This window comes from Pseudomonas lini (genome assembly GCF_964063345.1).
GTDB classification, from domain to species: Bacteria; Pseudomonadota; Gammaproteobacteria; order Pseudomonadales; family Pseudomonadaceae; genus Aquipseudomonas; species Aquipseudomonas lini_B.
On the sequence record NZ_OZ061318.1, the window covers coordinates 2,423,928 to 2,436,472 of the forward strand.

12 protein-coding genes are annotated in these 12,545 nt (G+C 60.6%); 2 read left to right on the forward strand and 10 right to left on the reverse strand.

The genetic code is table 11. The annotated features are described in order from the left end of the window. Positions 1–15 precede the first annotated feature (15 nt). The 9 genes from AB3226_RS10915 to AB3226_RS10955 form a co-directional block, all read right to left on the reverse strand. Positions 16–1,173 (reverse strand): D-alanyl-D-alanine carboxypeptidase family protein, encoded by a 1,158-nt coding sequence (locus AB3226_RS10915; RefSeq protein WP_223485746.1) that lies wholly within the window; start codon positions 1,171–1,173, stop codon positions 16–18. Positions 1,174–1,355: 182 nt separating this feature from the next. Next, entirely contained in the window at positions 1,356–2,366 is a 1,011-nt protein-coding gene (locus tag AB3226_RS10920) for a septal ring lytic transglycosylase RlpA family protein (RefSeq protein WP_367373082.1), read from the reverse strand. Further along, the gene (gene mltB, locus AB3226_RS10925; protein WP_367373083.1) at positions 2,366–3,376 is read right to left on the reverse strand and encodes a lytic murein transglycosylase B; all 1,011 of its coding nucleotides are present in this window, start codon (positions 3,374–3,376) and stop codon (positions 2,366–2,368) included. The genes AB3226_RS10920 and mltB overlap by 1 nt, the downstream gene beginning before the upstream one ends. A gap of 17 nt (positions 3,377–3,393) precedes the next feature. Next, a complete protein-coding gene (gene rodA / locus AB3226_RS10930; protein ID WP_367375783.1) occupies positions 3,394–4,497 on the reverse strand; it encodes a rod shape-determining protein RodA in 1,104 nt (367 codons plus the stop codon). Between the two features lie 31 nt (positions 4,498–4,528). Further along, positions 4,529–6,424, reverse strand: coding sequence for a penicillin-binding protein 2 (mrdA, locus tag AB3226_RS10935; RefSeq protein ID WP_367373084.1), 1,896 nt, complete (start codon positions 6,422–6,424; stop codon positions 4,529–4,531). A 10-nt stretch (positions 6,425–6,434) separates the two neighbouring features. Continuing rightward, positions 6,435–6,902 carry a 23S rRNA (pseudouridine(1915)-N(3))-methyltransferase RlmH gene (gene rlmH / locus AB3226_RS10940; RefSeq protein ID WP_003185785.1) on the reverse strand — a complete coding sequence of 156 codons (468 nt, stop codon included), beginning with the start codon at positions 6,900–6,902 and terminating at the stop codon, positions 6,435–6,437. Positions 6,903–6,911: 9 nt separating this feature from the next. Beyond that, a complete protein-coding gene (rsfS, locus tag AB3226_RS10945) occupies positions 6,912–7,406 on the reverse strand; it encodes a ribosome silencing factor (protein ID WP_367373085.1) in 495 nt (164 codons plus the stop codon). A 72-nt stretch (positions 7,407–7,478) separates the two neighbouring features. After that, on the reverse strand, positions 7,479–8,168 hold the full coding sequence (nadD, locus tag AB3226_RS10950; protein ID WP_008009047.1) for a nicotinate-nucleotide adenylyltransferase: 690 nt from the start codon (positions 8,166–8,168) through the stop codon (positions 7,479–7,481). Between the two features lies 1 nt (position 8,169). Then, positions 8,170–9,441 (reverse strand): glutamate-5-semialdehyde dehydrogenase, encoded by a 1,272-nt coding sequence (locus AB3226_RS10955; RefSeq protein ID WP_367373086.1) that lies wholly within the window; start codon positions 9,439–9,441, stop codon positions 8,170–8,172. A gap of 189 nt (positions 9,442–9,630) precedes the next feature. On the opposite strand from AB3226_RS10955, the gene AB3226_RS10960 reads away from it, so the two are divergent. Both AB3226_RS10960 and AB3226_RS10965 read left to right on the forward strand, forming a co-directional pair. Then, positions 9,631–10,329, forward strand: coding sequence for a DNA-3-methyladenine glycosylase (locus AB3226_RS10960; RefSeq protein ID WP_367373087.1), 699 nt, complete (start codon positions 9,631–9,633; stop codon positions 10,327–10,329). Between the two features lie 192 nt (positions 10,330–10,521). After that, on the forward strand, positions 10,522–11,838 hold the full coding sequence (locus AB3226_RS10965) for a bifunctional DedA family/phosphatase PAP2 family protein (protein WP_367373088.1): 1,317 nt from the start codon (positions 10,522–10,524) through the stop codon (positions 11,836–11,838). 107 nt (positions 11,839–11,945) lie between these two features. On the opposite strand, the gene AB3226_RS10970 is transcribed toward AB3226_RS10965, so the two are convergent. After that, the gene (locus tag AB3226_RS10970; RefSeq protein WP_367373089.1) at positions 11,946–12,536 is read right to left on the reverse strand and encodes an LON peptidase substrate-binding domain-containing protein; all 591 of its coding nucleotides are present in this window, start codon (positions 12,534–12,536) and stop codon (positions 11,946–11,948) included. Positions 12,537–12,545: the final 9 nt, after the last annotated feature.

Below are 12,545 nucleotides of genomic sequence, written 5' to 3' on the forward strand. Positions count from 1 at the left end.
CAGGTCCACACTAATTCAGTTGAACAAGCCGTAGAAGAATAGACGGATGCTATCCCACATGCGGCGGAAGATACCACCCTCGTCGACGGCGTCCAGAGCGATCAGGTCGGCGCTGTGCACCACCTTGTCGTCCAGTTTCACTTCGACTTTACCGATCACATCGCCCTTGGCGATAGGCGCAACCAGTTGCGGGTTCATGGTCATGCTGGCGGCGAGCTTTTTCAGCTGGCCTTTTGGCAGGGTCATGGTCAGGTCTTGAGCCAGGCCGGCCTTGACTTGATTGGTGGTGCCTTTCCAGACAGGTGCCTGAGCCAGCTCGGCGCCTTTCTGATAGAAGGTCTGGGTTTCGAAGAAGCGGAAACCGTAAGTCAGCAGCTTCTGGGTTTCAGCAGCGCGAGCTACATCGCTGTTGGTGCCGAACACCACGGCGATCAGGCGCATGCCATCACGTACGGCCGAAGACACCATGCAGTAGCCGGCTTCGTCGGTGTGACCGGTTTTCAGACCGTCGACGGTCTTGTCGCGCCACAGCAGCAGGTTGCGGTTAGGCTGCTTGATGCCGTTCCAGAAGAACTCTTTCTGCGAGTAGATCGCGTAGTGAGCCGGGTCTTCGTGAATGATCGCGCGAGCCAGCACTGCCATGTCGTGAGCCGAGGAGTAGTGCTCAGGATTTGGCAGGCCGGTCGGGTTCATGAAGTGGGTGTTGGTCAGGCCCAGGTCGGCGGCGGTTTTGTTCATCAGGTCGGCGAAAGCGTCTTCGCTGCCGGCGATGTGCTCGGAGAGCGCAACGCTGGCGTCGTTGCCCGACTGGATGATGATGCCGTGCAGCAGGTCGTTGACGGTAACCTGCGAGCCGACTTTGATGAACATCCGCGAACCGCCGGTACGCCAGGCGTTTTCGCTGACGGTCACCGGATCGTTCTCGCCGATCTGGCCACGACGGATTTCCAGGGTCGCGATGTACGCGGTCATCAGCTTGGTCAGGCTGGCCGGCGGCAGACGCTGGTCACCGTTGTTCTCCACCAGCACGTTGCCGCTGCTGGCGTCCATGAGTACATAGGCTTTGGCGGCCAACTGCGGTGGCGACGGCATCATCTCGACCGCGAAAGCGGCAGGCGAGAGGAGCAGCGGGACTAGCAGGCACAGGCGTTTGGCAAAGGTGGTGATATTCATCCGTCTCTCGAAATCGCTAATGGAAACTGCCCTAAGGCAAAACTAATCAGACAACTTTCTAAAAAGCTGTCGCGTGTTCAGTTGCTCACTCTGCAACCCTTGCCGGGCTTTTGTTCTTCAACGAGCCAACAACCCGGTTCGCCCCCCAAACCGCAAGCGAACCGTCAATCAAGTACTGCGTATTACTCGGCGCTGACCAGGCTCGGCGAACCGAGGTTGGCCAGTCGCACGCTGTTCTGCACCTGCTGGATTTCACCCGGCGAGCCGATCGGCCCCAGCCGCACCCGATGCAGCGTCTGCTGGTTACGCACGATCGAGCTGATAAACACCGGAGCGCTCACCATCCCGCTGAGCTTCGATCTCAGGAGTTCTGCAGCGTCCGGGTTGGCGAACGCGCCCACCTGCAGATACTGGCCAGAGGCTGGTACAGAAGCGTTTTTTTTTGCATCGATCTGCACGGGCACAACGGCCGCGGCGTGTTGCTGCGGAGGTGGCGTCCATTGCTCGACGGTGCCGGTGGAGGCCGTCACGGTGGGCGCGGCATTTTGCGCCACTTGCGGCTCGTTGAGCATCAAAGGCGCCGGACGGCCTTTGGCTGCCCACCATTGCTGCGGGTCGATGCCTTCGACCTTGACCCGCGCGGTACCGGTTTCGGCATAGCCGAGCTTCTTGGCCGCTGCATAGGACAAGTCGATGATCCGGTCCGAGTAGAACGGCCCACGGTCATTGACCCGCAGGATCACGCTCTTGTTATTGTCCAGGTTGGTCACCCGAACGTAACTTGGCAGTGGCAAGGTCTTGTGCGCGGCGCTCATGCCGTACAGGTCGTAAACCTCGCCATTGGCGGTGTTCTGACCGTGGAACTTGGTGCCATACCAGGACGCAGTGCCCGAGGCCACGTAGGTCTTGGATTCCTGCAACGGGAAGTAAGTCTTGCCCAGCACGGTGTACGGGTTGGCTTTATAAGGACCGCTGTGCAGGGTCGGCGTGGCATCCGGGATGCGCGAAACGTCGACATCCCACCAGGGTGCGCCATCCTTGTGAGCCCGGTTGATATCCAGGCCAGGTGCCGAACGAACGGCGGTCGGAGATTTCTGAGTCGGCGAGCGGCTGGTCGAACAACTGGCGACCAGCACCGCCAACGCGGCGAATGCCATGAGCTTCAGGGGTTTATTCATAGGCAATGCCCGCATTACTTGACGCCCCGTGCTTGGACCAGCTGTTCAGACAGTTGATGTACGGCCATGGCGTACATCACGCTGCGGTTATAACGCGTGATCGCGTAAAAATTCGTCAGGCCCATCCAGTATTCAGGGCCATTGTCACCTTCCAGGCGGAAAGCCGTGACCGGCATATCATCGCGCAGCGCATCATGACTCGACCAGCCCAGCGCCCGCAACTCCCCGACGGTTTTCGTCGGCTCGATGCCTGCGGTCAAACCCGCGTCTACCTGATCGCCACGCACATCGGCGCGGCTGACCACAGGTTCGCCGGCGACCCAGCCGTGACGCTTGAAATAACTGGCGACGCTGCCGATGGCATCAATCGGGTTGTTCCAGATATTAATGTGGCCGTCACCGTCAAAATCCACCGCATAGGCGCGAAAACTGCTCGGCATGAACTGCGGCAAGCCCATGGCCCCGGCGTAGGAGCCTTTGAGGGTCAACGGGTCGACTTGCTCCTCGCGGGCCAGCAGCAGGAATTCACGCAATTCCTTGCGGAAGAATTCGGCACGGGGAGGATAGTCGAAACCCAGGGTAGCCAAGGCATCGATCACCCGAAAATTGCCGGTATTGCGACCAAAAAAGGTCTCGACGCCGATGATCGAGACGATCACCTGCGCCGGCACGCCGTATTCCTGTTCGGCACGAGCCAGGACCGCTTCATGCTGACGCCAGAAGTCCACACCTCGGGCGATGCGCGCGTCGGTGATGAACATCGGGCGATATTCTTTCCACTGTTTAACCCGTTCGGCGGGCTTGGAGATCGCGTCCAGAATCGACTGTTTGCGCTCGGCTTCGCGGAACACGCCCATCAGCTGTTCACCGGCAAAGCCATAGTCGCGGGTCATTTCACCGACGAACTCGGCCACCTGGGGTGAGCCTTCGTAATCGCCGGCCAACGCTTGCTGCGCGGTACCAAGGATGCTTACCAGGCCGACCCATGGCGCGTATCGAGCCGCCCAGCCACGCATTACTTGCATTGAAATCTTCACCTTATTCAAACCTGTGCGATCCACTTGCGATGGGTATGGATCGACATCAAAACCCCAAACGCTGACAGTAGCGTCACCAGCGAAGTGCCTCCGTAGCTAATGAACGGCAACGGCACCCCCACAACCGGCAACAGGCCACTGACCATACCGATGTTGACGAAAACGTAAACAAAAAACGTCATGGTCAGGCTGCCCGCGAGCAATTTGCCGAACAATGTCTGCGCCTGGGCGGTAATCACCAGTCCGCGACCGATCAACAACAGATAAATCAGCAACAGTGCGCAGATGCCTACCAGGCCAAACTCTTCGCCCATTACCGCAATAATGAAGTCGGTGTGGCTTTCCGGCAGGAAGTCCAGGTGCGACTGGGTACCGAGCAGCCAGCCTTTGCCGAACACGCCGCCGGAACCGATGGCCGCTTTCGACTGAATGATGTTCCAGCCCGTGCCCAGCGGATCACTCTCGGGGTCGAGGAAGGTCAGGATTCGCTGCTTCTGGTAGTCGTGCATGATGAAGTACCACATGCCGACCGCCACCGGCACAGCCGCGGCAATCACGCTGAGAATCCAGCGCCAGCGCAGGCCGCCCATGAACAGCACGAACGCGCCACCGGCCAGAATAAGCAGCGAAGTGCCAAGGTCGGGCTGGCGTACGATCAGGATGAATGGCAACCCGATCAGGAACAGACTGACGCCCACATGCTTGAGCTGCGGCGGCAAGGTGCGCTTGGACAGGTACCAGGCGATGGTCGCCGGCATCAGGATCTTCATGAATTCCGAGGGCTGGAAGCGAATCACCCCGGGGATATTGATCCAGCGCGTGGCACCCATGGCGTTGTGGCCCATGACATCCACCACCACCAGCAACAGCACGCCGACCACATAACCGACCGGCACCCAACGGGCCATGAAGCGCGGCTCGAATTGGGCGATGACGATCATCGATACCAGGCCGATGCCGAAGGAAGTGGCTTGCTTGGCCAACAAATCCCAACTCTTGCCGCTGGCCGAATACAGCACGAACAGGCTGCCGGCAGCCAGGGTCAGCAGCAGGATCAGCAACGGGCCGTCAATGTGCAGGCGTTGCAACAGCGTTGCGCGGCGACGCATCACATCCTCGCTGGAGAGCATGCGATCGAAATTATTCTTCACGGGCCGTAGCCTCCGCACTGATAGGGCTGGCGTATTCGGCTTTCAGTCGACCGTCCTGGTCCAGGAGCCAGGCGTCCATGACTTGACGCACCACCGGCGCGGCTACGCCAGAACCGGACTCGCCGTTCTCGACCATCACCGACACCACGATTTGCGGGTTGTCGGCCGGCGCGAAACCGACGAACAGGGCGTGGTCGCGGTGACGCTCCTGAACCTTGGAGCGGTCGTACTTTTCGCCCTGCTTGATGGCGACCACCTGTGCCGTACCACTCTTGCCGGCAATCCGGTATTGAGCACCGATGGAGGCCTTGCGCGCCGTACCGCGGGCACCGTGCATCACCTGCTGCATGCCGTGGTTGACCTTGGTCCAGTCCGACGGGTCACGCAGGACAATGTCCGGCATCGGATTTTCATCCTTCGGCCGCTCGCCTTCGACGGTCTTGGCCAGGTGCGGACGGTTCCAGACACCCTTGTTCGCCACCAGCGCCGTAGCCTGGGCCAGTTGCAAGGGTGTTGATTGCATGTAGCCCTGTCCAATCCCGAGAATCAGCGTTTCGCCCGGGAACCAGGCCTGACGACGGGTCGCGCGCTTCCATTCCCGGGTCGGCATCAACCCCGGCGATTCTTCGAACATGTCCAGGGAGACCTTCTGGCCAATGCCAAATTTGCTCATGTACGACGACAGCCGATCGATACCCAGCTTGTGGGCCAGGTCATAGAAGTAGGTGTCGTTGGACCGCATGATCGCCGTGTCCAGATCCACGTAGCCGTCGCCGGTACGGTTCCAGTTACGGTATTTGTGATCGTAGTTGGGCAATTGGTAGTAACCGGGATCGTAGACCCGGGTCGACGCCGTAACCACGCCCGCATCCAGACCGGCAATCGCCACCGCCGGTTTAATCGTCGAGCCCGGCGGGTACAGACCGCGCAACACGCGGTTGAACAGTGGCCGGTCGATGGAATCGCGCAACTCGGAATAGGCTTTGAAACTGATGCCGGTGACGAACAGGTTCGGGTCGAAACTCGGCTGACTGACCATCGCCAGCACTTCGCCGGTTTTCGGGTCCAGCGCCACCACCGCGCCACGGCGACCGCCGAGTGCAGCTTCGGCGGCCTCCTGCAATTTGATGTCCAGGCTCAGGACGATGTCCTTGCCGGAAATCGGTTCGGTACGCTTGAGCACGCGCAATACGCGGCCCCGAGCGTTGGTCTCGACTTCTTCGTAACCCACCTGACCGTGCAGCTCGGGCTCGTAGAACCGCTCGATGCCGGTTTTACCAATTTGATGGGTGCCGCTGTAACTCACCGGATCGAGCGACTTCAGCTCTTTCTCGTTGATCCGCCCCATGTAACCCACTGAATGCGCAAAGTGCGCGCCCTGCGGGTAATGACGCACCAGTTGCGCGACCACTTCCACACCGGGCAGACGGAACTGGTTCACCGCGATGCGGGCGATCTGCTCTTCGGTCAGCTCGAACAGGATTGGCACCGGTTCGAACGGCCGGCGACCCTGACGCATGCGCTTCTCGAAGATCACCCGGTCCTCGGGCGTCAGCTCGAGCACCTCGACGATTACGTCGAGCACTTGTTGCCAGTCACCGGAGCGTTCGCGGGTCATGCTCAGGCTGAAGCTGGGCCGATTGTCGGCCACCACCACGCCATTGCGGTCAAAGATCAACCCCCGAGTCGGCGGAATCGGCTGCACATGGACGCGGTTGTTTTCCGACAGGGTCGAGTGGTACTCGTACTGGATCACCTGAAGGAAATACAACCGCGCGATCAGCACGCCAATCAGCGTTACCACAGCAATAGCCCCGAACACGACGCGGCCACGCACCAGACGGGCGTCTTTTTCGTGGTCCTTGATGCGGATCGGCTGGGACATGAGGGCAGAACTACTTGTGGTAAGGGTGGCCGGACAACACTGTCCAGGCACGATACAGCTGTTCGCCGATCAGAATCCGCACCAGTGGGTGCGGCAACGTCAACGGTGATAACGACCAGCGTTGATCCGCCCGTGCACAGACTTCCGGCGCCAGCCCCTCGGGGCCGCCGACCATGAAATTCACCGTGCGCGAGTCCAGCCGCCAGCGATCGAGTTCGACCGCCAGTTGCTCGGTACTCCAGGGCTTGCCGTGGACTTCGAGGGTGACAATGCGCTCATTCGGCCCGACCTTGGCCAGCATGGCTTCGCCTTCCTGACGGATGAAGCGCGCCACGTCGGCGTTCTTGCCGCGGGTGTTGAGCGGAATTTCCACCAGTTCCAGCGCCAGCTCGGATGGAAGACGCTTGGCATATTCATGCCAGCCTTCTTCCACCCATTTGGGCATGCGTGAACCGACGGCGATCAGTCGCAGTCGCACAGCGGTCCCTTATTGCTGGTCTTTGTTGAGCTTGATGAAATGCTCATGGGTGTTTTCCGGGCTGTGATGCGCGGCGCTGCCGGCACGGCTCTGCTCGGCACCCTGCCACAAACGCTCCAGGTCATAGAACTGGCGAGCGCTGGCAGTCATCATGTGCACGATGACGTCGTCCATGTCCAGCAACACCCAGTCGCTGTCGCCCTTGCCTTCTTCACCCAACGGCTTGACGCCCTGGGCCTTGACCGCCTCGCGGACCTTATCCAGCATCGCGCCAATCTGGCGGTTGGAAGTACCGGTAGCGATGATCATGAAGTCAGTGATGCTCTGCTTTTCACGAACGTCGATCACCAGAACATCCTGGGCCTTGACGTCTTCCAGGGCTGCTACGGCAACCTTGACCAGCTCTTCGCCACGCAGCTCCGGCCCGGTTGGGGCCTCTACTGGCAGTGGGGCGCTCTTGAACGTGCCCTTGCGCTTTACTTTGCTTACGTCTTTGTCAGTCATATAAAACTCGTTTTGCTCGTATGTTCGGGCGCTTCGCTACACGCATTCACGTGCCTTGAAGCGCACCCTTTTTCAGTTCGACGCACGGTAAAGCCCGTGCGCATCGATGTAGGCCAGGACCGCGTCGGGCACCAGGAAACGTACCGACTTACCGCTGGCCAGCAGTTGACGGATCTGGGTGGCGGATACCGCGAGCGGCGTCTGCCAGACGAATGCAATCTGTCCGCTCGGCCCTTTGAGGGCCAGCGGGTCGCTCACCGAGCGCGCTGCCAGCAGGTTGCGCAAGGCATCCGGCGGTTCGCTGTCGGCATCCGGGCGTTGCAGCACCAGGATGTGGCAATGCTGGAGCAACTCTTCCCAGCGGTGCCAAGTGGGCAGGCCGCAAAATGCGTCCCAGCCCAAAAGTAGAAAAACCTGGTCTGGGGCGGCCAATTCGGCGCGCATCAATTCCAGGGTGTCGATAGTGTAGGACGGTTTATCCCGCTGCAATTCGCGAGCGTCCACCACCAACGGCGGCACACCGGCCACCGCGCACTTGACCATCGCCAGACGGTCCTTCGCCGACACCTGCGGCGTGCCCCGATGAGGCGGCCTGGCACTGGGTGTCAGACGCAACTCATCGAGCGCCAGCGATTCGGCGACTTCCAGCGCACCGCGCAAATGGCCGATGTGCACCGGGTCGAAGGTCCCGCCCAATACGCCAATGCGTCGAGGCTGAGGCTCGCTGGCGGTCACTTGGGCTGATGGGTCGAAGTCGCCCAAGTCAGACCGACTCCTGGCCGCGCAACTGCCCGTCACCGACCACGACGTACTTCTCGCAGGTCAGCCCTTCGAGGCCCACCGGGCCGCGGGCGTGCAGCTTATCAGTAGAAATGCCAATCTCGGCACCCAATCCGTATTCGAAGCCATCGGCGAAGCACGTCGGGGTGTTGATCATCACCGAAGACGAATCGACTTCAGCCACGAAACGCCGGGTGTCAGCCAGGTTTTCACTGACGATCGAATCGGTGTGATGGGAGCCGTACTTGTTAATGTGCTCGATGGCCTGATCCAGCCCGTCAACCACGCGGATCGAGAGGATCGGCGCCAGGTATTCGGTGTGCCAGTCTTCTTCAGTGGCCGCAACGGCCTCGATGATCACCCGGGTAAGCTCGCAACCGCGCAGTTCGACGCCTTTTTCGCGGAACTGGGCAGCCATCGACGGCAGGAACTCCTTGGCGACTGCCTGATCGACCAGCAAGGTTTCCATGGCGCCACAGATACCGTAACGGTAAGTCTTGGCGTTGAACGCAATGCGCTGGGCCTTCGGCAGATCGGCGTGGGCACTGACGTAGACGTGACAGATGCCGTCCAGGTGCTTGATGACGGGCACGCGGGCATCGCGACTGACCCGTTCGATCAGGCCACGGCCGCCACGGGGCACAATGACGTCGACGTATTCAGGCATGGTGATCAGCGCGCCAACGGCGGCACGATCGGTGGTTTCAACCACTTGCACCACGGCGGCCGGCAGATCGGCTTCGGCCAGGCCGCGCTGGATGCAGGCGGCAATCGCACGGTTGGAATGAATCGCCTCGGAGCCGCCACGCAGGATGGTGGCGTTGCCGGACTTCAGGCACAGGCTGGCGGCATCGATGGTCACATTCGGCCGTGATTCGTAGATGATCCCGATCACGCCCAATGGCACGCGCATCTTGCCGACCTGGATGCCAGAAGGGCGATAACTCATGTCGCGGATCGCACCCACCGGGTCCGGCAATGCCGCGACCTGGCGTAAACCGACGATCATGCCGTCGATGCGCTCCGGGGTCAGTGCCAGGCGTTCCAGCAGAGCAGGCTCAAGACCATTGGCACGGCCGGCGGCCAAATCCAGTTCATTGGCTGAGGTCAGCTCGGCGCGTGCAGCGTCCAGCGCAGTGGCAGCCGCCTGCAAGGCGCGGTTTTTCTGCGCGGTGCTGGCACGGCCGATCACGCGGGAAGCTTCGCGGGCGGCGCGACCCAAACGGGTCATGTAGTCAAGAACGGACTCAGTCATGGTCTGCAATGGTCTTTGCTAAGGTCTTGGTAAAGAGTAAAGCGGCAGATTATAGCTGTCGCGTCCCGGGACTAACAGCGGTGACAGGCGGATGGTCGAAATGGAGCGCAATTTGCCGACGTTCAGCCGGGATTAAGCTGCATATTGTTATCATCACGACTCAATCAGCCCTGATAAACGCTGTTCATCATGACCAACCTGCCTGTTTCTGCATCCACTACGCGCCAGCCCAAGGGGTTGCCGGATGCATTTTTCGACCGCGATGCCCAAACGCTGGCCCGGGATTTACTGGGCAAAATCATCCGTCATCGGGTCGGCGACCTGTGGCTAAGTGCCCGGATCATCGAGACCGAAGCCTATTACTGCGAAGAAAAAGGCAGCCACGCCTCCCTTGGCTACACAGAAAAGCGTAAAGCTTTGTTTCTGGATGGCGGCCACATCTATATGTATTACGCCCGCGGCGGTGATTCCCTGAACTTCAGCGCTCAGGGGCCGGGCAATGCGGTATTGATCAAATCCGCCTATCCATGGGTCGATGAATTGAGCGGGCCGGCAAGCCTGGCGCAAATGCTTTTGAACAATCCCGATGCCCAGGGCCGCCCTCGCCCCTCGCAAAAGCTGTGTGCCGGGCAGACATTGCTCTGCAAGGCGCTGGGGCTGAAGGTGCCGGTCTGGGACACCAAGCGCTTCGACCATGAAGTGCTGCTGGTGGAAGATGTCGGGCCCGCGCCCGGCCATATCATCCAGACCACACGCCTGGGCATTCCCCACGGGCGCGACGAACACTTGATGTACCGCTTTGTTGATGCGGCTTACGCGCTTTACTGCACGCGCAACCCGCTGCGCCGGGGGCAAATCGAAGGTCGCGATTATTTTTTGTTGTCCTGAGACGTGCCCGGGCTACAGGTAAACGGGAATCCCTGCGGGAGCGGGCTTGCCCGCGATAGGGCCCTACCGGTCGACATCAATGCTGACTGTCCCGGCGCCATCGCGGGCAAGCCCGCTCCCACAGGGTTTTATGGAGTTGTTTAAATTGTGTTCGCCCACCAAGGGCTAATTGAATCAGATGGAGTTGTTTTTATGGGCCCATGGCTCGATAGCGTGACCGGTTGGTTGACGGTCAATCCGCAATGGCTGGCCGCGGCAGTGTTCGTAGTGGCTTGTATGGAATGCCTGGCGATTGTCGGATTGATCGTGCCCGGCACGGTGTTGCTGTTTGCCGTGACGGTGCTGGCCGGCAGTGGCGCGCTGTCATTGGGTGAAACGCTGTTGATGGGCTTTCTCGGCGGAGTGCTGGGCGACATCGTTTCGTATTTGTTAGGGCGACATTTCCACCAGAACATCCGGCGCCTGCCGGGGTTGCGCCATCATCCGGAATGGATGGCCGGGGCCGAGGCTTATTTCCAGCGTTATGGTATCGCCAGCCTGTTGGTCGGACGCTTTATCGGCCCGCTGCGGCCAATGTTGCCAATGGTCGCCGGGATGTGCGACATGCCCTTCCCGCGCTTCGCCGTCGTCAGCCTGTTGGCTGCCGCGGGCTGGAGCCTCGCCTATCTCCTGCCGGGCTGGGCCACCGGGGCGGCGATCCGCTTGCCATTGCCGGAAGGTTTCTGGCTTGAAGCCGGGATTGTCGCCGGCAGCATTGCAGTGATGGTCGGCCTGAGCGCAAACAGCAGCCTGCGCCGCCATCGCCGGGCGACCATCTGGATCAGCAGCATGAGCCTGTTGATCCTGATCGGCCTGTTCATCGGTTACCCGCACCTGACCGCCCTCGACCAAGGATTGATGACCCTGATCCAGGAACACCGCAGCCCGGCGCTCGATGAAGTGGCGGTGGTGTTCACGCTGATCGGTGAATTGCGCAACATGTTTATGCTCAGCGCCCTGCTGACAGTTTTGCTGTTGCTGACACGACAATGGCGACACGCGATCTTCGCTGGCGGCACCCTGCTGTTCACCGCGCTGGGCAACACTGCGACCAAACACTTTTTCGCCCGTGTGCGCCCGGAAGTGCTGAGTGATCCACTGACCAGCTACAGCATGCCCAGCGGCCACGCCTCGGGCTCTTTCGCGCTGTTCTTGACGCTCGCAGTGCTTGCCGGTCGCGGACAACCACCGCGCATGCGCCTGACCTGGTTATTAGTGGGCTGCTTGCCGGCGCTGATGATTGCCCTGTCACGGGTGTACCTGGGCGCGCACTGGCCGACCGATGTGCTGGCCGGCGCAATGCTGGCGGCGTGCGTGTGTGCGGCGAGCCTTTGGCTGACTCAACGCCAGACTTCGCTCAATGCCATGCCGCCGAAAATCTGGTGGCTGGTGTTGCCATCGTTGGTGGCGTTGTTCGGTTTCTTTGCGTTGAGGCACATGCCGCATGCGATGTTGCGGTATGCGTACTGAAAAGATCAAAAGATCGTCCGAACGCGGCCCGAGCCTTCGGCAGCTCCTACAGGGTGTACGCCAATTTAATGTAGGAGCTGCCGCAGGCTGCGATCTTCTGGCGGACGTCAGGCAAACAACTCACCCTGCAACTCATTCAGCAACGCCTGAATCGCATCCAGCCGCTGCTGCGGATCATCAAGTTGCAGCAGGTCTATCTTGTCCACCTCGGCAAACGGCAACAGATACGCCAACTGGTTGGCCAGCGACTGTTGCCCTGTCGCTTCGGTGCCCATGCTCAGCGCTTCGACCATCGGGTGTTCCGCCAAAGCCTTGAGCAGCGCGACCAGGTCGGCGTCCTCATCCTGTAGCGGTTGCTCGGGCTCGTCTTCCAGCCACTCGACTTCGGCGACGATCAACTGGTTGCGCTGCACCTCGGTGCGCACAACGTAAAAACGCCGCCCGCCCTTCACCCGAATGCCCAGCAGGCCGTTGTCCTGCTGATGGAAATCGGTGATCAGCGCCTCGCACCCCACCCGTGCGTAACCTTCAGGGGCGATGCCGACTTCTTCACCGTCGAGAATGCACACTACGCCGAAGCCGCCGCCCTGTTTCATGCAGCGACCGATCATGTCCAGGTAGCGCGCCTCGAAGATCTGCAAGTCGAGGATGCAGTCCGGAAACAGCACCGTGTTCAGCGGAAAAAGCGGCAGACTCATAGACATTTC